This is a genomic window from Desulfobacterales bacterium, from assembly GCA_028704555.1.
GTDB lineage: Bacteria > Desulfobacterota > Desulfobacteria > Desulfobacterales > JAQWFD01 > JAQWFD01.
Genome location: JAQWFD010000003.1, coordinates 134773 through 155673 on the forward strand (window position 1 = coordinate 134773; position 20901 = coordinate 155673).

The 20901-nt window shown below is 47.1% G+C and carries 19 protein-coding genes; 12 read left to right on the forward strand and 7 right to left on the reverse strand.

Features of this window, described 5'->3' with window-relative positions:
* The 3 genes from PHQ97_02460 to PHQ97_02470 all read right to left on the reverse strand — a co-directional run bounded on the left by PHQ97_02460 (window position 1) and on the right by PHQ97_02470 (window position 4263).
* Window positions 1–1689 carry an AMP-binding protein gene (locus PHQ97_02460; GenBank protein ID MDD4391597.1) on the reverse strand — a complete coding sequence of 563 codons (1689 nt, stop codon included), beginning with the start codon at window positions 1687–1689 and terminating at the stop codon, window positions 1–3.
* A 350-nt stretch (window positions 1690–2039) separates the two neighbouring features.
* Entirely contained in the window at window positions 2040–3491 is a 1452-nt protein-coding gene (locus tag PHQ97_02465) for a sensor domain-containing diguanylate cyclase (GenBank protein MDD4391598.1), read from the reverse strand.
* A gap of 226 nt (window positions 3492–3717) precedes the next feature.
* Window positions 3718–4263, reverse strand: coding sequence for a DUF2284 domain-containing protein (locus PHQ97_02470; GenBank protein MDD4391599.1), 546 nt, complete (start codon window positions 4261–4263; stop codon window positions 3718–3720).
* A gap of 1067 nt (window positions 4264–5330) precedes the next feature.
* Between PHQ97_02470 and PHQ97_02475 the strand changes: the two genes are divergently transcribed.
* Complete coding sequence (locus tag PHQ97_02475; protein MDD4391600.1) at window positions 5331–6713, forward strand: cytochrome B6; 1383 nt, start codon at window positions 5331–5333, stop codon at window positions 6711–6713.
* A gap of 426 nt (window positions 6714–7139) precedes the next feature.
* On the opposite strand, the gene PHQ97_02480 is transcribed toward PHQ97_02475, so the two are convergent.
* Window positions 7140–7589 (reverse strand): hypothetical protein, encoded by a 450-nt coding sequence (locus tag PHQ97_02480; protein MDD4391601.1) that lies wholly within the window; start codon window positions 7587–7589, stop codon window positions 7140–7142.
* Window positions 7590–7867: 278 nt separating this feature from the next.
* Here PHQ97_02480 and PHQ97_02485 point away from each other — a divergent pair, with 278 nt between their 5' ends.
* The 11 genes from PHQ97_02485 to PHQ97_02535 all read left to right on the forward strand — a co-directional run bounded on the left by PHQ97_02485 (window position 7868) and on the right by PHQ97_02535 (window position 17044).
* Complete coding sequence (locus PHQ97_02485; GenBank protein ID MDD4391602.1) at window positions 7868–8749, forward strand: RluA family pseudouridine synthase; 882 nt, start codon at window positions 7868–7870, stop codon at window positions 8747–8749.
* A gap of 104 nt (window positions 8750–8853) precedes the next feature.
* Entirely contained in the window at window positions 8854–9120 is a 267-nt protein-coding gene (locus PHQ97_02490) for a hypothetical protein (GenBank protein MDD4391603.1), read from the forward strand.
* A 688-nt stretch (window positions 9121–9808) separates the two neighbouring features.
* Window positions 9809–10123, forward strand: a complete 315-nt coding sequence (locus tag PHQ97_02495; GenBank protein MDD4391604.1) for a BON domain-containing protein — start codon at window positions 9809–9811, stop codon at window positions 10121–10123.
* Between the two features lie 194 nt (window positions 10124–10317).
* Window positions 10318–10467, forward strand: a complete 150-nt coding sequence (locus PHQ97_02500) for a lmo0937 family membrane protein (protein MDD4391605.1) — start codon at window positions 10318–10320, stop codon at window positions 10465–10467.
* A gap of 308 nt (window positions 10468–10775) precedes the next feature.
* On the forward strand, window positions 10776–11066 hold the full coding sequence (locus tag PHQ97_02505) for a coiled coil domain-containing protein (GenBank protein MDD4391606.1): 291 nt from the start codon (window positions 10776–10778) through the stop codon (window positions 11064–11066).
* Window positions 11067–11318: 252 nt separating this feature from the next.
* Window positions 11319–11441, forward strand: coding sequence for a DUF3096 domain-containing protein (locus PHQ97_02510; protein MDD4391607.1), 123 nt, complete (start codon window positions 11319–11321; stop codon window positions 11439–11441).
* Between the two features lie 283 nt (window positions 11442–11724).
* Window positions 11725–13203: a DUF4070 domain-containing protein gene (locus tag PHQ97_02515; protein MDD4391608.1), complete on the forward strand. Its 1479-nt coding sequence runs from the start codon at window positions 11725–11727 to the stop codon at window positions 13201–13203.
* Between the two features lie 55 nt (window positions 13204–13258).
* On the forward strand, window positions 13259–14359 hold the full coding sequence (locus PHQ97_02520; protein MDD4391609.1) for an SPFH domain-containing protein: 1101 nt from the start codon (window positions 13259–13261) through the stop codon (window positions 14357–14359).
* Window positions 14356–15384, forward strand: coding sequence for an SPFH domain-containing protein (locus PHQ97_02525; GenBank protein ID MDD4391610.1), 1029 nt, complete (start codon window positions 14356–14358; stop codon window positions 15382–15384). The genes PHQ97_02520 and PHQ97_02525 overlap by 4 nt, the downstream gene beginning before the upstream one ends.
* Before the next feature lie 44 nt (window positions 15385–15428).
* Entirely contained in the window at window positions 15429–15710 is a 282-nt protein-coding gene (locus PHQ97_02530; GenBank protein ID MDD4391611.1) for a hypothetical protein, read from the forward strand.
* A gap of 647 nt (window positions 15711–16357) precedes the next feature.
* Window positions 16358–17044, forward strand: a complete 687-nt coding sequence (locus PHQ97_02535; GenBank protein MDD4391612.1) for a YfaZ family outer membrane protein — start codon at window positions 16358–16360, stop codon at window positions 17042–17044.
* 137 nt (window positions 17045–17181) lie between these two features.
* Here PHQ97_02535 and PHQ97_02540 read toward each other — a convergent pair whose 3' ends face one another.
* The 3 genes from PHQ97_02540 to PHQ97_02550 form a co-directional block, all read right to left on the reverse strand.
* The gene (locus PHQ97_02540) at window positions 17182–18711 is read right to left on the reverse strand and encodes a bifunctional GNAT family N-acetyltransferase/carbon-nitrogen hydrolase family protein (GenBank protein MDD4391613.1); all 1530 of its coding nucleotides are present in this window, start codon (window positions 18709–18711) and stop codon (window positions 17182–17184) included.
* Window positions 18712–19072: 361 nt separating this feature from the next.
* Entirely contained in the window at window positions 19073–19348 is a 276-nt protein-coding gene (locus PHQ97_02545; GenBank protein MDD4391614.1) for a hypothetical protein, read from the reverse strand.
* Window positions 19333–19791, reverse strand: a complete 459-nt coding sequence (locus PHQ97_02550; GenBank protein ID MDD4391615.1) for a DNA-binding protein — start codon at window positions 19789–19791, stop codon at window positions 19333–19335. The genes PHQ97_02545 and PHQ97_02550 overlap by 16 nt, the downstream gene beginning before the upstream one ends.
* Window positions 19792–20901: the final 1110 nt, after the last annotated feature.

Here is a 20901-nt window from a genome sequence, read left to right on the forward strand (position 1 = left end):
TTAATGGATGTACTTATATCGCTTGATTTTCTGGGTCGGTGTTTTTTCAAACGGCTGCATTTCGTGCAGAACCTGGGTCAATCGGGAAAATTTATTCACCTTCTCGTTGACATGGGTTTTGATTTCCCGCAATCTATCGTTGATAGATTGCTGCATTTCAGATTGAAACTGAACCGCACTGTGTTTTAATTCGCTGAATTCAGCCTCGAGTTTTTCCTGATTGAGGTGAACTCGGGCCACCAGTTTTCCTTTTAGTTCATAAACTACCGATTCAATGACAAAATCGTGATTATTGATGATTGATTCGATTTCCTCCGGATAGATATTTTCTCCGCAGGGGCCTAAAATCATGTTTTTCAGACGCCCTTTGATAAAAAGGTAGTTGTCCTTGTCCAGCATGCCCAGATCGCCGGTTTTAAACCATCCGTCCTCGGTGAACACTTCTTTTGTCCGAATGGGGTCTTTATAATAACCTTTCATGACATTGTCGCCCCGGACCAGTATCTGGCCTTCTCCGGTCGAGGGAGCCGGATTGTCAATTTTGAGTTCCTGGTCGACGATCGAAGGTCCGGTGGACTGGAATTTTGTTTTTTTTGCGTTTGAGCCGGCAACCAGCGGTGATGTTTCGGATATTCCATAGCCGATGGCATAAGGAAATTTTCCCTCTCTCAAAAACCGTTCCGTAATCGGGTCCAGTTTGGCACCGCCGATTCCGAAAAATTTCAGTTGTCCTCCGAATGTTTCCATCAGCTTTCTGGATGCAGCACGGTGCAGAAATTTGCGGAACACACTGATTCGGTACAGGACCCGCATGAATTTGTTTTTGTTGAATTCAGGCAGTATTTTGGTCTTGAATATTTTTTCCATAACAATTGGAACCGTCAGCATCAGCGTCGGCTGGACCTTTTTTAATGCGGGCATCAGTACATTGGGTGCAGGAATTTTGTCCAGATAATATACGGATGCTCCCTGCATGACAGGAAGGATAAGGCCTATCGTGCATTCATAGGTGTGGGACAGTGGAAGCACGGAAAGAAACCTGTCACCCTGATTAATCTTCTGGATGTGGGTACAGGCGATGACGTTGGAGACGATGTTTTTATGGCTGAGCATGACCCCCTTGGGTTGTCCGGTCGTCCCTGAGGTATAGATAATGGCGGCCAGATCATCCTCGTCGATCTCGGTGCTGTCCAGGGCGTCTGATGAAATGTCGTTTTTGCTCAGAATATCTGACAGATTGGTTTTTTCAGGTAAATGGCCGCAGGAAAACCCGGAAGCTCCGGGTAGCAGGCTCCAGTCATTGATAATTATGATGGAAGAAAGCGTATCGATGATAACCCCTTCCATTTTTTTACACAAGCGTTCGGAGATTAAAACGATTTTTGCCTCGGAATGCTCAATGATAGATGTGACCTCGTTGGGATGAAAATCCGGCAGGATCGGCACAATGACCGCTCCCATCGTTGTAACGGCAAAATAGGCGATTGCCCAGTTGGGTGAATTTTCACTGTAAAGCGCAATTTTATCTCCCTTGTGAATTCCCCGGGTGCGGAGAAATAATGACAGCTTTCCGACTAAGTCATGAAACTCGCAATAGGTGATAGGTGACTGCCCGACAAAGCTCAACGCCGGTCGGGTGGCATACAGCGTTTTTGATTTCTGAAGGAGTCTGTCCAGAGTTCGTTTCATCGATACAACCTTACATTCTATACATTAAGACATAAAAAAATTGGCACCCAATGGCTTTCCACTATACGGATCATAAGTCAAGTTTATGCACGGGTGCCCGAACGAAAAACGTTTTGGATTATGAAAAACAATTGTTATCCTGTATCAATATCATATTATTTATTCAAGCAATTTCTGGAAGCCGTATGAGTAAATTGACTGGCGATGTGTCCGGGACGCCTTTTTTTTGAAGTGAGGGTATGTTTTTTTGATAACTATTTGTTTTTTGGGCTTGATCATAACTGCGGCCATAACGTCGTGAGGACCGTTCCGGCCGTTCCCGGCTTCTCCAGCACGATACGGGGGGGATGTTACATGGGCAGGGGAGCTTTTTCCGTTCGATTCCGTCCGCTCTGCTTGGCCGTATAAAGTGCTTTGTCGACTCGAATGAGCATGCTGTCTTCGTTATCTTCGGGGATATACTGCGCAACCCCGAGGCTGATGGTTACCGGAATCTCTGTGCCTTTATAAAGAGCCGGTGCGTTGCTGACCGCTTTACGAATTTTTTCTGCCATATTGAATGCGTTATCCAGGTTGCATCCTTTCAGAAGAATTAAAAATTCTTCCCCGCCCCACCTGCAAATTACGTCAGAAGCCCGCATGTTACTGCAGGTGATGTTAACGACATGTTGTATCACTGAATCCCCCGCAATATGGCCCAGCGTGTCATTGATTTTTTTGAAAAGGTCAATGTCAAATAATATTACAGATAAGCCGGTTTTGTTTCGATGAACATCCTTTAATGCCTGATTAATGATGATATCAAACGCCCGTCGATTATAGATTCCGGTGAGCTTGTCCGTCGTTGCCATTTTTTCAAGCCGGCTCTGATAAGCAGACAAAGTCAGATTCGTTAACATGACGACTATGATTGTGATCACAATGCATATGGCCAGATTGATAAAAAGCGTGTGAAGAATTTGCCTGATTGACTCCTCTTCGCTCTGTTCCACAAATAAATACCAACCGAATTCAGGGATATACCGGGTGTTCAGATGAACCGTCGTCCCGTTGTTTTTATATTTGAAAGAAGTGTCCTGATTGAATAATATTTTCGTCCGCAGAGAACGGATACCGTCGATTTCGAAGATGTTTTTTATGTCTGTCGTAAAATTTTGTCCATGAAGGGGAATGTTTCCCTCTTTATCAATAAAGTATATGTTACGATGGTATCGTTGCTGGTAATTTTCAATCAGTAATTTTACGGCATGAACCGTAAGCCCTATTCCGGTTGCCCCGATATAGTTGCCTTTATAGTCATAGACCCGATGATTGATGAATATCGTCATGGCATCTTTATTGGCCATGTCAGGGTCAACATTTATCTCATAATCGGATGTCATTTTCTGAACACGAAAATACCATTTGTCACGCGCTTCATCGGGCTTTATTTTTTTTAAAATTCCATCCGAATGATAGTAAATTTTTGTCTGTTCGGAAACAAAAAAGGCTGTGAACGTATTGTATTTTATTTGAATTTCTTTAAGATAGTGAGTGATTTTATCCGCGCACTGTTCACCCTGCAGCACCCAGTCCCGAAGGAAGGTGTCCGTCGCCATGAGTGATGAAATAAAAATTGGACGAAGCAGATCATGCTGGATTTCAGAATAAATATTGTCACTGGTCAATGGCAGTTCATTTTGGATGATATGTGAACGCAATGAAGATCTGGAAACAAAGAAACTTGCCAGACTCGTAACCATGAAGCCTGCGATCAGCAGTAAACTGATAATGGTGATAAGCTGGTTTTTCCTTTGTGTCATGTAAACCTTTCAATCTTTTCCCGCTGTTATATTAGCCGAACCGGTTGCGTATGACGCCCTTCGTGCTGGAATCCTTACGCCTTCCTTGCGGATACGTGAGGCAGCATCTTGACAATAGACCTGAAGAGGAGTCTTCAGGAAGTCATACCAAAAATCACACGCTTATTAACAGATTTTTTTTATTATGAGTAGCTTGAATATTTTCGGCTCCTGAGTCAGGCCTGCTTCAGGCCAGTTTTATGGTCCCCGTATCGATTACGGCATTGCTCAAAATTGCGGCTACCAGAAACAGATACTCCGGCATCTTTGCCTGATCCCATTGGAGTTTTTTGCCCAGAAGCGTTTCACTGATCTCTGAGACGTTATATCCCAGGGATTCAAGGGAATACCGCATTTTGTCTTTCCGAATGCAGGGCTGCCCTTCTTTTCTGCTGCAGGTATTGCAGACGTCACAGTTGCCGGAAAACAGAACCTCGGCGGTTGAAAGATCTGCTTCGATTTCCAACAGGGCGGCGTTCAGCAGATGGCGCCTGCGGTGGTAATACGCCAATGCGTCGTTCCGGTTTTGAACGGGGTCCAAATGGACTTTTACCCCGATGATACAGGCATGCTGAAATTGATGGATATAGCCGGAGACATCAAACCCGTGAGGGGGACAGGACCAGAATTGCCCATATTTCGGACATGACTTACAGTAACCTGTCACCTCTTCGGGCCGGTGATAATCGGATAATTCGGAAAGCGGTACGGATCTGATCTTAAAATCTTCCAACCTTTTTGTGCTCCATAGTGGGGGCAGTTCTAAAATAATTTAACAGTACAGGAATTTCCATTTTTTGAGGTCAAAAAGAGATAGTTTTTCGTCCGCAGATTACGTATGAAAAAATTATCCACAGATTACACAGATTAAATAAAAGGGAAAAAAATTATCCGCGGATTACGCGGATTTTCGCAGATTAAAAGAAAAGCAAGACAGGTTGGTGTTTTAATTTAAAAATAATCTGTGAAATCAGATGTAATCTGTGGATAAAAATATTTTAATCCATTCGGATATGGCATACCTTAACCTTATTAAAAAATACAATATAATTTATTCGAAAATACCAAATACGACCGATAGAACTGATCGGTTGAGTCTCATATGATAAATAATGCTATTTTGCCAAAATAGTGACCAGCTTTTCATCCGGATTCCCGCTTGGTTGAATCATTAAACTGATCTGCATAATACAAAAAATGTTTCAATGGATTCAGTCAGATGGTGTTCATCCGCAGTCTGTTTTTTGTTTTTTTCGGGCTTGATCATAACTGCGGCCACAATGTCACGGGGTCCGTCCCGCCCGTTGCCGGCTTCTCCAGCACGATCCGGGGGATGCCGGGCCCATGAAGCTAAAGCGCAAAAACTCGGCAAGCCTCAAACAGTTTGCGCTTCTTAACGCTTCATGGCCCCGACATCTTTTCCCCGGATCGCGCCATGTCGTACGCCGGCAACGGGCGGGACTCCGAGGCTACGCACAGCAAAATATGGCCGCAGTTATGACCAAGCCCTTTTTTTCGTTTTCCCTGTTGAATGCGAAGCGCATTTCTCCGTGGCCAGGTTCAGATTTTAATCCTTAAAATACCCCATGTATTCCTGCGGTTAAAATCTTTGCCTTCCTTGCATTTGAATAAACTATCCAGTTTCCGGGTGAACACCGGTTAAAATTCGAAGCATTGTAGAAAGATGCAAAGAAAACTCTGACCTTAAACATTTTTGAGGGGAGGCGATGCGATAGAAAATACTTGCAAAGGATGGGCGGCAGCGAAAATTAACTGTAAAAAAATAAGGAGGACTGTAAAATGAACCAACAAAAGAAGTACTGTTTCTGGTTAATTTCAATCTGCTTTCTGTTCGTCGCAGGGGCTGCCAGTGCAGTTGTCTCTGCGCAGCAGGGGAAAGTTGTCTCCAGCTATGGACCGACGAATCAGGATGTTACTTTCGAGCAAATCAAAGCAGAACGTATGTCCGTGAAAGCCGAACGGGCTAAACAGCACGATAAATTACTGAATTCCCGCTATGACCTTTCAAAGAAGGTCGCCGCCAAGTCTGTTATGTCAGGGGGAAAACCCATCCCTGTGGGGCCGACCGCCAGACTTCAGGGCGTAACGTGGGAGCAGCTTGGTAAAATGACTCCCGAACAGATCAAAGGAAAAGGGCTTTTTCCGTACAAACCCCTCCCGTTTGCAGACCACGCAGAGGGGGGCATGCTCTTCCCGGAGATGATTACGAAATTACTGCCACGGTTGGTACGCTTTGACCTGGATTTCGACCTGCCCGAGCATATCCTTCCGGACCCGGCCCCTGGAATTTACCTGACCACCCGGCCTGACCTGGGTGATGTGGCAAAAGGCCGTCTTATTACTATCGACAATTACTACGAGATTTTCAACGGCATCCTGAACCCCAAGCAGCTTGAGGGCCTGCGTCTTCTCGTGACCCAGTTTCCGCAACAGCAATTTAACGCGACTGAAGACCGCCGGTCCGACAAGCCCAGCCTGGGCGTAACCTGTTTCGACTGTCATGCCAACGGTCACACCAACGGGGCCAACCATCTTGTCGGCGACATCCGTCCACAGGAATTCAGGCACCGTATCGAAACACCCTCCTTGCGGGGTGTGAACATCCAGAGGCTATTCGGCTCACAGCGTGCTTTGAAAACAGTGGAGGATTTTACGGAGTTTGAACAACGTGCCGCCTATTTTGATGGAGATATCTGTATGGCCGCCAAGAAGGGGGTGAACGTTCTTGAAAGGGGCTCCCAAGTACATTTCATGGCGGAATTTATGGCGCTCCTGGATTTTCCCCCGGCACCCAGGCTTAATATCTATGGCGAACTCGACCGTATCAAGGGCGGCCCGGATGAACTGCGCGGTGAGACGCTTTTTAACGGGAAGGCCCGGTGCGCTGCCTGCCATCCTGCCCCATACTACACCGACAACAGCATGCACGACCTCATGGCAGAGCGTTTTTACAACCAGGAGTTAGCAAATGGCATGATGATGGCCCATGATGGGCCCATCAAAACCTTTCCGCTGAGAGGCATCAAGGACTCCCCGCCCTATCTGCACGACGGTCGGTGCTTTACTCTTGAGGATACGGTGGAATACTTCAACCTTGTGCAGCAACTCCAATTGACCGCACCGGAAAAGAAGGACATCGTTGCCTTTTTAAGGTCTTTGTAGGGCGGGTTTTTGTTTGGCCGAATGAGGAACGCTCTGTACTCATCTGGCCTGAGAGAGTCATATTTCCGAAAAGAGATTTTGGTCTGTATTTTCAGTCGGCTACCCTGATCATCGGCTCAACCGGATGCGCGGGGAAGTGGCAAGGCGTTGCTTGCAACTCAAGGCCGCGCGCACCGGTTACCCTGAACGTGAGAGTGTCTGAAAAGAGCTCAAGCAGGGTCTGTAATATGCATGGATTGCCTTTGAGCGGGGCTCTGAACCAGCCGTAGACAGATTCAGGTCAAATTAATATTGTTATATCAACGGTTATTCTTTTTACGGGGCCGTGAATCTTTCCTTATAAGGCAGCCGATTCTCATTGTTAGAGAATCGGCTGCCTTGATTGTCATATCTATTATCAGCTGAGCATCTGGATACCACTGCCCTTTATGGGTTGCGACCGGCCCACAACGCTCGGGTCAAATCAACCAGGGCCTGCCTCTGTGCATCGGTCAGGGGACAGAAGGGGGAGTTGTCGAAGGTCGTGTCTCTGTTTTCGACGATCAGTACCCTGGCATCTTCGCTCAACGTGTGCGTGTGCCAGACCGCTTTTCGGACATTGTAGATCTTATGCGGCTGCATATCCTCGCCATAGACAGCGGTAACCGACTCATCTCCCTCGCCTGTGAACAGGATGCAACGGCCGTTCAGCAGAACAAAGACCTCATCGGTTTCGTTGTGGCGCTGCATCGCGGTCAGATTTTCGCAGCGCAGTTCTTCAGCATGGTTCAGGACGGCAACCCGCCAGCCGCCGTAGTCAATCATCGGACGATAGCCTTTTTGTGTATGCTCACGCACTTCGAGCAGTTGCTCGCTGATGGGGCTTTTTGTTTTCATATGATTTTGTCCTTTCAACCCGTTATCTTCCGCTATCAGAAAAATATCTTCCGGACAAATAAAAATGGAGAAATTTTAACCATTGTATAAACCTTTTATGATTCATATGGTTATATCGACCAGTTAAAATCCCATACATCCAGCATGTTTGCCGATAATGGCTGACAAAAAGTGGTAATCAAATAATTCATTGAGAATTCATGGTGCGCTTTTGAAGAGTTGCTTTTTTGCCGGCATATGGCGTATGATTTGTATTTTTTTGAAATGGCGGTGGAAAAATGAAGATTACAGCGAGTGAATCCGGGTCGATTCTGGAAGTTTTGAAAAAGGCGATGGGGACCGATTCAAACACCCGGATTCGGAAATACGTCCGGCATGGCCGGGTTCTTTGCAATGGCCAACGGGTTTTGCGGCCGGACATGAACATCAATTCCGGTGATGTTCTGGAGGTGACACGGGCTCCGGCGGTGGCAAGCAAGCGCCGCGTTGAGCCGCCAGTGCCGGTGCTTTATGAGGACAATGATGTCATCGCCGTGGAAAAGCCGGCGGGAATGCTGACAGCAGGGTCCGGATCGGAAAAAAATCCTTCTCTTCACCGGCTGTTGAGAGACTATGTCCAGGAAAACGCCTTTCATCGAACCGGCGTTTTTGTGGTTCACCGGCTGGACCGGGAAGTGTCCGGGGTCTTGATTTTTGCAAAAAGCCGGGAGATTCAAATGCGCATCAAGCAAAGCTGGCCCACGACCGAGAAGCGCTATTACGCGCTGGTGGAAGGCTGTCCGCCCAAAGTCGAGGGGACCGTGGAGAGCTGGCTTGCCGAAGACGAGCAGCAGAAGGTCCGATCGGTTCCGCAGTCTCCCGAGGCCAGATATGCCGTAACGCATTACCGGACGCTCAAGCCGGTTGGGGATCATATGCTGCTGGAAATTCGTCTGGAAACGGGCCGGAAAAACCAGATCCGGGTGCATATGGCCGATATCGGCTGCCCCATTGTCGGGGATCGGCGTTATGGCGCTTCCGATCGGTTTGTTCGGCGGATACGGCTTCATGGATTTTTATTCGAGTTCAATCATCCGGTCTCAGGCGAGCGGCTCCGGATCGACTCTCCGATGCCAGAAGGGTTTTTGAAGCTCTTGCAGCATGACGAAAAATACAAGTAATTTTAGAATATTGAAGAATGGTTGAGCACTATTCAGGCATTTGAATCCCGCAATTTATTTTTTATTCAGACATAGAAATCCATACCCGGAAGGTACGGATTTCTATGTCTGATTATCAACAATTCGGGCTTGATCATAGCTGCGGCCATAACGTCGTGAGGACCGTTGCCGGCCGTTGCCGGCCGTTGCCGGCCGTTGCCGGCCTCTCCGGCACGATACGGGGGGATGCCGGGGCCATGAAGCTAAAGCGCAAAAACTCGGCAAGCCTCAAACCGTTTGTGCTTCTTAACGCTTCATGGCCCCGACATTTTTTCCCCCGATCGTGCCATGTCGTACGCCGGCAACGGCCGGGACTTCAAAACTACACGTAAGAGAATATGGCCGCCGTTATGATCAAGCCCAACAATTCTTATTGATCGTTTCAAATACATTTTGTACAATTTATAAAACCAATCAAGATATATCTGACGGGTGTGCAGCGCCCGCATTATCAAAATCGATGTTCGCCTGATTGCCGACACAAATCGTAATCCGTGAGAAAAAGTCCGCAAGTGCCGTTTCCGTGACGGTCTTTGATATCGGTTAAATATTTTTCCGATTACCATTTCACCGGGAAAATACGATGCAGCGACAATTGTGACCGTGATGTCGCTTACAGGAGATCAAACGTCTCCGAACGTTTAAGCTTTTCTCCGTCGGCGCCATACTGAATTGTAATCGGATGATTTTCTCAAACGCAATGACGATGCAACAGGTGCCAGGAAAATATCGATTATCATTTTCAACCTGCCAATATCATAAGCGACTCATAACACCGGGAAGACCGGGAAAAAGTCATATATTCCCCCCATTTTTATGGCTGTTGATGTCATCCATGTAAATGTTTTTTTACTACGTATGTCTAAAAATCAAATTGATGGGTGACGTGGCGCTGAATGCCGGAAGCCTGGCACAAAGATTGAGCTTATAAAGAGAAGTGAATAAATCAATCGTCCGGGAAAAGTGTCTCGGGAAATACAAAAAAAATCCAACATGGAAGCAATGAAGGGAGTTATTGCTATGAAGAAGCGGAACAGGGTACTCGGCTATTTTGTCCTTCTAATTCTCATCGCCACCTTTGTGGCCTGTGCATCGACATCCAAACAGGGAAGTGCAGGGGAATACGTTGACGATTCGGTCATTACGACCAAGGTCAAATCTCTGCTTGCGGCTGATAATTTTCTCAAGTCCTTTCAGATCGGCGTCGAAACTTTCAAGGGCACCGTTCAACTAAGCGGCTTCGTGGATTCCGCACAGGCCTCCGCCAGGGCTGTGGAAATAGTGAACTCGGTCAAGGGGGTTAAAGCGGTTAAAAACAGCCTTGTCGTGAAATGAACCGGCTGGAGGTCAAAGGTGCGTCCTTTACCCTGAATTCGGGTGCGGCTCGGTGAGAAAGTGAAAGTCACCCTCCTGCTTCATCTGAACCGCAGCGGTAGCAACACCAGGGTTCAGGCCAAAGATGGAAACGTCACCTTGTGCGGAGAAGCATCCCGCCAGGCAAAGGCGGAACAACTCAAAAGGAGTATAAAATGTTGTGGACGATTGCTGTAATACTGGTAATCCTGTGGCTTCTGGGATTGGTGAGCAGTTACACGATCGGAGGTTTCATCCATATCCTGCTGGTGATTGCTGTTATCGTCGTGTTGGTCAGGCTCATTCAGGGTCGCAGAATTCTGTAGCCAGCGGGAAGTCATAAACTAAACCCGGCTGGATCAGGAAGGTGTGAGATGAAAATCTACACGTTGACGGGCATCCTCCTCATTGTGGTGGGAATCTTTGCATTCTCGCGTATCAGGGCATTACCTTTACGACCAGAGAAAAGGCCGTCGATGTGGGTTCTATCCACATGACGGCTGACAGGACGAGCACACTTCCGCTTCCGCCGATCGTGGGTGGAATTTGCCTCGTGGGCGGCATCGTGTTGCGGGTCATGGGAAAAAAGAAGGGCTGAAGGGGAGTCAAAACGTTTCAATCAAGGGAGGTTCTGATGAAGGACAAAAGAAAAGCGTACGAAGAAAAGATCGATGCACAGTTGAAGGAATGGAACTCGCAGATCGCTCTGCTCAAGGCCAAGGCGGAGAATGCCAAGGCCGACGCGAAGATCGATTACTATAAGGCCATCGACGCCTTGGAGGAAAAACAGAATAAGGCCAGGACCAAGCTGCAGGAGTTGAAGACCTCCGGCGATGAGGCCTGGGAAGTTGTCAAAGCAGGTGCGGAAAAAGTCTGGTCGGAAGTCAAGGCCGCCTATCACAATGCGGCCTCACGGTTCAAATAAGGCGGGGCCGCCGAACGTTTTTGCCTGGCGGCATGCTGCTTTCTGCCCAACTGAACGGACATGGATTGGTAACTTTATACTGGAAGATCTTTAAAATACAGTCCAGGGCGCGTTGGCGTCAAGAGGACCAGGATATAGAAGCGTGGGGGCGGGGCAGCGTCCTGGCGCTTCTCCGAATTTTTTGCCCATGAATCAGTGAAATTCTGACTCATGCAGCGCTTGGAAAGGAGACCATCTAACATGCAAATCAGTATGTCGTCACAGCCCGTGGTTGCTATAATCGCAGGAATCTTGATTCTGCTTGTCCCGAGACTGTTGAATTACATCGTTGCCATCTATCTCATTTTATTTGGCATTCTCGGGCTGATCCTATGACTGGCTTGTGAATCTTTCATCGCTATAAAATGTGGGAAGCCTTCGAAAAAGCCACATCAAAATTGATGTACGACACAACCCCCTGCCGGGGATACTGGCATCCGGCAGTCGGTACCAATAATTGTTCTGAAAAGGCATAACATCGGGCCGCACTGAACCTGTTGGCGCACAGCGGCCTGTGATTTCACCTCTTTTTTGACGGGCAATCTTGATGCTTCCTTAGAAGTGCCCACATCCGTCATTGTTTTTTTCCCCATATTAATGCGGAAATGAGGTTGCTGATATGAAGGTTCTTCTGATTTATCCAAAATTTCCCGATACCTTTTGGTCTTTCACGTACGCGTTAAGTTTTATCGGAAAAAAAGCGGCCTTCCCGCCGCTTGGCCTGATCACCGTCGCGTCTCTCTTGCCGGCAGAATGGCCCAGGCGTCTTGTGGACGTAAATGTGGACAACCTTACGGATAAAGACCTTTTATGGGCGGATATGGCCTTTATCGGAGGTATGGCGGTTCAGCGCAAATCGGCCAGACAGATTATCGCCCGTTGCAGAGCTTCGAATTTAACAGTCGTTGCCGGCGGGCCGCTTTTTACCGCTGAACCCGATGAATTCGGGGAGGTAAACCATCTGGTTCTCGACGAAGCGGAATTGACGCTGCCGGCTTTTTTATCGGACTTGCAGAACGGACAGCTAAAAAAGGTCTACAGGGCTTCGGGTTTCTGCGATCTTTGCGACACCCCGGCTCCCTCGTGGGATCTGGTAAAAATGAAACGATATGCGTCCATGAACATTCAGTTTTCCAGAGGATGCCCGTTTGACTGCGAATTTTGCAACGTGACGGCTTTATTCGGTCACCGGCCGCGATTGAAAACGCCACAGCAAGTTGTCGCGGAACTGGACCGTATTTATGCTTCCGGCTGGCGCAGCAGTATTTTTTTTGTTGATGATAATTTTATTGGAAATAAGGGCTACCTTAAAACGCATTTACTGCCCGCCCTGATCCAATGGCGAAAAGATAAAAAGGGATGTGTTTTTTTCACGGAAGCCTCCATCAATCTTGCTGATGACCCTGAACTACTGGATATGATGGTAACTGCCGGATTCGATAGTGTTTTTATCGGCATCGAGTCGCCCGATGAGGTCAGCCTGGCGGAATGCCATAAAATACAGAATAAAAACCGGGATCTCCTTGAAAGTGTGGCGATTATCCACCGATCAGGGTTGCAGGTGATGGGCGGTTTTATTGTGGGCTTTGACAGCGACAGTCCTTCTATTTTCCAGCGGCAGATCGATTTTATTCAGAAGAGCGGAATCGTCACCGCAATGGTTGGAATGCTCCAGGCACCTCCGGGAACACGTCTCTTTGACCGGCTTCAAAGGGAAAGCCGTGTTGTCGATACCTTCTCCGGGGATAATGTTGATGGAACAACCAATATTATCCCCCGAATGGGCATGGACAGGCTCCTGGAGGGGTATCAATCAATTATGAAACAGCTTTACTCTCCTGAAAACTATTACCGTCGGGTCAGAACTTTATTGAAGGAACTAAAGACGCCTGAAATCAATCAGCCGATAAATATTCAGCGGTTCCTTTCACTCTTTCGATCCGCTTTCCGGCTCGGTATTCTGGGCAAGGAGCGGTTTCATTACTGGCAGCTGATACTCTGGACACTGATCTGCAGGCCCAGGCTGATATCCGTGGCAATAACGCTATCAATATATGGCTATCATTACCGCAGAATATGCGAACAATATATCTATTAAGGAAAATATCGTCGTCGTCATTGTGGGCAATATTCTTTGAAAGGAGCATGCATCCATGGGTAATTCCTCAATGGATAGGATTTTGTTATACATCAATGAATGGATGGCGAAGTTCAGGTTTCCTGTGCTGCATCTCAGGCGGACGGGCGCAGTGAAGATCCTCATCGCCGGGGCCGTGCTGGTAATTGTCGGCTATAACCTCTTTTTTGTTTACGTTCAGCCCGATGAGTACGGGATCAAGGTGGCCCGGGTCGGCATAAACCGCGGTGTTCAAAAAAAGATCTATCAGGCGGGCCTGACGTTTGTTCTGCCTTTCGGACTGCAGCAGATATACCGGCTTCCCAAGGGCATCCAGGTGCTGGAGCTGACCAACTTTCCGGATACCGCCGCAGGGGCGGCGAGAAAAGACCGGGCAGCGCACATTCAGACATCGGATGGGTTTTTTGTGGATGTGGACGTTTCATTTCTTTACCACATCAAGGACCCCTACCTGGTTTTTACCACCATCGGTCCCGGAACCCTCTTTGAGGACAACGGCATTATTCCCAAGGCAGAACCGGCCTTGAAAGAGACCCTGGGGAAATTGACCACCGAAGAATTCTACAACAGTCCGATGCGGGTCCGGAAGACAGAAGAAGCCAAACAGAGACTCAACAATGAATTGAATTTAAAAGGCATTGAAGTGGATCAGGTGCTGGTGCGCTATTTTATATACAGTAAGGAAATCCAGAAAAACATAGAGGAAAAAAAGCTCCAGGATCAGATGGTATTTACCAACCAGGCGGCGGCCCGTGCGGCCAGGGAGGAGGCCGAATTAAAGAAAATCGTGCAGGAAGGGATGGTCATTGCCGCTGTTGAGCTTGAAAAGGGCAAAGCCTATGTCACCCGCAAGATCGCCGAAAAGGATTTTTACGTTCGCAAGAAAAAAGCGGAGGCCGACCTGCTGGTGAAGCTGGCAGAGGCCGAACGCGTACGCCTGAAAAATGAAGCCCTCAAAGGAATCGGCTCCGAGCGCATGGTGGGGCTGAAAATGGCCGATGCATACAAGGGCCTTGACGTGATCATTCTGCCCAGTGACGGTCCGGACGGGGTCAATCCGTTGAATCTGGACAATGCCCTGAAATTGTTTGACGTCCGTAAAGGAGACGGCAAATGAAACACATCTTGATCCGGGTTGCTTTGATGCTGGCCATGTTCGCTTCGGCAGGCTGTATTCCCCATACCACCGGCGAGACAGAGGTAGGCGTTAGAACCCGCAAAATGGCTTTTATCGGACCGAAGGGCGTTGAAGACCGGATATACGCCCCGGGCGCCACCTATTTTTTCCTCCCGTTTATCAACGATTGGAATGTCTTTGACACCAAATTACAGAACCTGGAGATGACCCATTCACAGGTGAAGGGCGATCGTAAATCCAGAGACGATCTGTTGCTGAAAACCATCGACGGCAACGACATCAGTCTGGATGTGATCATCGCCTATCGTATCGATGCGAACAAGGCGCCCTATATTCTTCAGTACGTGGCCCGGGATGACATCACCTTGCGGGATAAAATCGTCCGGACCGTCGCCCGGAGCAAACCGAGGGACATCTTCGGTGAACTTAAAACGGAAGCCTTTTATGTGGCCGATGCTCGCGAAGCCCAGTCTGAAAAGGCCCGGAAGGTGCTGCAGGAAATTCTGGGGCCCATGGGCATCATCGTTGAAAAGGTGCTGACCAATGATTACCGTTTCAACCCCGAGTATCAGAAGGCCATCGAAGACAAGAAAGTGGCCGATCAGCAGGTGGAGAAAAACAAGTCCGCCCAGCACGCAGCCACAGAGGAATACAAGCGCAAACTGGAAGAAGCTAAGGGCGAAGTCAATAAAATGGTGGCGGACGCCGACGGTCAATACCTCAAAAACAAAATCGAGGCCGACGTTTACCAGGAACAGCAGGAGCTCCTTGCCAAAGCCATCCGGGCTGAAGGCATCGCAGAAGCCAGCGGGATCAGGGAAATGAACAACGCCCTGGCAGGGGCGGGCGGTGAGGCGATTGTGAAACTGAGAATCGCCGAGGCGATTCAGGGAAAGCGTATCATTTTGCTGCCGGTCTCGGAGGGTGGGATGAATTTAAAGACCACCGACATCAACCGGTTGATCGAAACATTGGGCGTTAAATCGCTTTCCGGCGGGAAATGACGGCGGCAGCAAGGTGAACAGCCGAAGACTCATGGAAAGGAAATATGATGATGCCAAAGGCCTTGGAATCCAAGAATATCGAACAATTACTGGCTGAGGCTGATGAACTCATTCAACAGATTAATTCCGATGCCATCAAAGACATGGAGGAAGAGCGTCGGCTGGAGTTTGAAAGACACGCTCAGGAACTGAAAAGAATCAAAGCCGAGGTTCAGAGCAGGATTGAGCAGAAAGAAGCATCGGAAATAGGCTCCGGCGCTGCGGGTATGCACGAGGCGATCCAGGATATTGTGAAGGCCATGCAGAACTTGAAAAACTATTTTTAATGATTTGCGTTAAACATCATATGGAGGGCAATGTGTCGTACTCAAGGACTTATGCCATTGATGACATACGGGTTGTCAGGACCACCGGGCCCCTGCATCGATACCATGTCACCGTAACGCCGGATGTCCGGTTCGGCAATAATGAATAGATTCGGATGACTCTTTCCATCACGGACAAGGCCGGGCATCGCTTGATATCTCCGGACTGGTAGTTGAAAAAGATACTTTACTGGAAATTGCATTCACAGTTGAGAATTGATCCGGGAAATTGACGGTTACCGAACGGATTTCCGGAATGCTTTGAAATCCGGGTGAAATTTCAATCCGAACGCCCCAACGGCATCAACTCATGCGGTTGGAGTGTTTTAATTTAAATAAATCGTACAGACGCAATTTATTTTATATGAAGGATTGCTTTTAATGCCCTCATTAATTTTTTGGATCATTTTTTTTGGATTAGATCCATTTGCTCTTGGTAATGTTGTTTCCTGCAAAGCATTGTTTGTTTCTTCTTGACTGACGCAATCAATCTGTTTTAATTATAATAATATATTGCAAAAATCTCACCTGTTACCCGTTACTGATTGAACCCTTTTTAAGACAACAATTGTTTCCATACTTCACTGATCCTTTGGAAGCGGCCGAAGGTGAAATCGCTGTCCGAACGCAAAGAAGCCAGTCATACATATATTCCATTTTACTTTAATCGCAGCACAGAAATGCCTGAACAGGGCAGAAAGGATGCAAACATGCGACGTACTGGATTTATTTTGGCCGTATTGCTGATGGGAATCTGCTGTTGGGCAGAAGCAGGCGAATTGGGGCTTTACGTTGCTGAAGAAGCGTTTCAGGTCGACTATAGCAAAGATATAAGGCTGATGGAAATGGAAGAGAGCAAGCTTTCAGCTGCCTTTTATTTCAACGAAGATCGGGATATTATAATCAATGCCGGGCTGATGTTGCCGGGGTTGCTCAAGGACAGGCTGCCAATACCGCTCTCGTTTTCTGTCGGAGCCAGGGCTTATATCAGCTTGCTTACTGAACCGACGAACAAAGATGTGTTCGTACTGGCTCCAGGCGCTGGCGCCCGGTTTGACATTCCGGTTAATTTCGATATGCCCATGGCCGTCACCGCTGACTTTTTTTACGGGCCATCGATTCTAACCTTTGGTGATGCCGACCAATTACTGGACTTTACCGCTCGATTCGAAGTCACTGTTATCCCTCGTGCAACCGGTTTTATCGGGTATCGCAAATTGCGTTTTGAACTGGACAATATAGGGAACCAGGACTATGAAGACTCTTTTCATATTGGTATGCGCTATCGTTTTTAATTCATCGACTATTTGATCGCAAGATGGGGGGGCAAACCTTGATTTGTGATTTTATATCTATAATTACAAATCAAGGGTGACCCCACGCTCCTTCGGTCTCCTTAACCGTTTTAATTCGTTATTATTCGGCTTTTTTCTTATTTTACCCATTTTGTGGCATACAAATCTGACCTGCGGCTTTCCAGATTTCGAACACTTCCGTGTTGCTGAATCTCTTTGAGAAGATCAAGATCCAAATCAGCCAGCAGCGTCATTTCTGTGTTTGGAGTTGCCTCGGCAGCCACCGCATCATGGGGAAATGCAAAATCAGACGGAGTGAAAATGGCCGCCTGTGAATACTGGATGTCCATGTTTTCAACCTTTGGCAGATTACCAACACTGCCAGTGATGACCACATAGCATTCATTCTCAATAGCCCTGGCCTGCGCGCAACGCCGGACCCTCAGGTAAGCATTTTTTGTATCTGTCCAGTATGGTATCAATAATATTTTCATACCTTTATCGGCAAGAATGCGGGAAAGCTCTGGAAATTCGACATCGAAACAGACAAGGATGCCTATTTTGCCAATATCCGTGTCGAATACCTGCAAATTATCTCCTCCCTGAAACCCCCACCATTCAGATTCGTCCGGCGTAATATGAAGTTTGTATTGCGAATCCCAGGTACCATCACGGCGGCAAAGGAATGAGACGTTGAACAGCTTTTCCTCCTCATACACAGGAAGGCTGCCAGTGACAATATTAATGTTGTGTTTTATTGCCATTTGCAATACGGCATCCCGCAGCTCTTCGGTTACCTCAGCAAGTAAACGCATGGCTATCGCGGGCTCTTTCTGGTCATAATGAGCAAGAAGAGGAGCATTAAACATTTCGGGGAAAAGAAGCAGGTCTGCTTTGTAACCGGATACCGCATCGACAAAAAATTCTACCTGTTGAAGGAGATCATCAACCCCTTTAAATAATCGCATTTGCCACTGAACCGTGGCTATCCGTGCATTTGATTTTCTTCCCCAGATAAACTTCTTCTTGCTTGCATAAAAAATATTATTCCATTCCAATAAAACGGCATAACTTTTCGAACCGCTGTCCTCTGGAATGTAGTTTCGAATCGCTCTTTTGGGGTGAAAATCATTGGACAGCTGAAACGTCAAGACCTGGTCAATGATCTCCCGGTTCTTGACTTTTTCGATGTACTGGTCGGGTGATAACTCCTTAGCATACCTGGCATATCCCGGGATTCTTCCACCAACAATAATCCCTTTTAGATTTAATTTTTCACACAACTCCTTTCGGGCGTCGTAAATCCTCCTCCCAAGCCGCATGCCCCGGTAATCTTTGTGAACAAAAACATCAATTCCGTACAAATAATCTCCTTCAGAGTCATTTTTACTGAACTTTCCATTATCAACAATATCTTCATATGAGTGGTTATCTTCTATTTTCGAGTAATCAACTATAAGGGTCAACGCTGCGCAAACCACTCGACCGTTATCTTCGATACAGATTTGTCCATCCGGAAATAGTGTCAGAAGCCTCGAAATTTCATCTTTACTCCATGCGCCGCCCATTCCTGAATACACCTGCTTCATTATGGCTTCTATATCATTATAGTCGGAAAGCCTCAGGTTCCTGGTTTCAAGTTTATGCTCAACGGGGTCGATGTCCACGATATCTCCTTTTATAAATTCTCATAAATATGTCTGCAGATTATCTGTATGAATCGCTCCGACAGAACCGTTCTCCCCGCCGAATGCCGAAACTGAGGAGCCGGGAAACGATTACAGACAACAAACGAAAAGCCGAAAATATTGGTTAAAAAATGGCTACCAAAAGCGGCACGGCATTTCCCGGTCCCTCTCAAGTGACAGGTTATAAGGGGTTTCTGCGAATAAATTCATTACATTATAATAGTATTCCGACTTTTCATCAGAACCTAATGCGATATCTGCCATCAAGGAAAGCACGAGAGAATTATACTTTTTATCTATAATCCAACCGTTTTCATTAAAGCCGCTTGTGTACATTCCTTTAGGTTTTTTTAAAACGCATTCCTTTAAGCATTTCAAATGCTGAAAGAAAAACAGAAGAAACTATAAGATTTGAGCGAAGAATTTTAGGATTAAGAAAATTTTCCCAAGGTTTTTTCACATCATTATCCATGGTTTTAAGCCTTATAACGCCTGGGGTAACCAGCTGCGCCACCCAAACTTGACGCGTCAGCGCCGCAGCTGTTCTCGCAGCCTGGTTGCCCCCTTCGTCAGCCGTAGCTTCACTTCTCTCCCTAAATGCTACCTGTGCCTCCAACCACTCCAGGCAGGAAAACCGTTTGCATCCCGAAGCACCAGTACCGCGTCTCCCTTTTTGACTTCTGCGGCGATGATGGCCGGCTTGCCCTCAAAGGTGATGCGCGAACCCTTCACTTCAATCTTTTCCTTTGGCTCAATTATCATGTCTTGATTTTCAATGTACCAGCCAGGGCCAAGATGCACAGAGATCGTTTCCTTGTCTGTTTTAATAACAGCGTGGATGCCGTAAGACATGCCTTTTGCAGGTGTGATCTTGTCGACTGAGATGACCTCACCAATGATAGTTTCAACGGTCTGAGAGTTGTACATCCTACCGTAAGCTGCCCCCGCTCCCCAGCCTCCTCCGCCTTGTCTCATAACCCCTTTCTGTGCCAATACCTCAGTGTCAGAAAAGAGGGCGAACATTGTCACCACAGCAATTAGCGTTACGAGCTTTTTCATTTGGTCCTCCTTGGTTTTGGTTTGAGAAAATCACGAACAGTCAATTCTTACCATGCACGACACGCTATTTCATTATATGACACGCTTTCCGCCAATATGGCTGGCGACTAACGTTTAAGCTCACGGGCCGCCGATCGCAGGGAGGGGGCTGGGGGCAAAGCGAAGCGCGCCCCCAGCGGTCCAGTCCTGGGGCGTTTTTCTTTTTGTTTCAAATTGATATTTCCATCTTTTTTGTGGTGTTTGGGCCAGTACGTCAAGGTTGATCAACCGATACCGGCTTCTCTTGCTATTTCATGATGGGGTTTTTCACCCATCAGTACCTTTTTATCACAGCTTTTTTTATTCCGATAGAATATCCCATAAAATCCCCTCAATGCCCCGGTTTTTAATTTTCAATTGAGGCGACATCTATCCTGACACAGGGGGCTCGCAACCAGCGACTTGCTGTAATTCATTCATTCATTCATTTGTTCACTGCGTACAGAAAGAATTCCCGGAGAATCTGTTTGAATTTAAAAAAATAATTTCAATACCGAACAAAAAGCACCCTCGGACCCTGGTCTCCTACCTTACTGGTCAAGAAGTGCAAATTCTTCTGTTCCAACCTGACGTCTCAACGACTGATGGATTCCGGAATACCATCCTCCTGTCTGTTTTCTACGATACCGGTGCCAGGGTACAGGCGTTGATAAACATTAGAGTAAAGGATGTGCGTTTATCCTCTCCAGCCGTCATAAGACTGCACGGTAAGGGCCGCAAGATTCGACAAGTGCCGCTCATGAGCAAAACCTCTGAGGCCCTCAGCTTATATCTTGAAATGAAAAAATACCAACCAGGAATATCCAGGAATGATAACCACCTGTTTGTAAACCAAAAGCAGCTACAACTGTCACGACGGGGTATCTCTTATATCTTGAATAAATATGTTGAGAAGGCGAAAAATGACGCTGGTTGGGGTTGGTCATAAGTGCGGCCATATAGTTCCAGCGTAGTTTTGCTTAATATCAAAATGGATGAGAAAAATAGGTAGACAAAAATAGCCCGATCTGAGAATAGAGATTTTGCCAAAAAACTATTCAATGAGAGGAACTACACTCAACCAGACCGGGC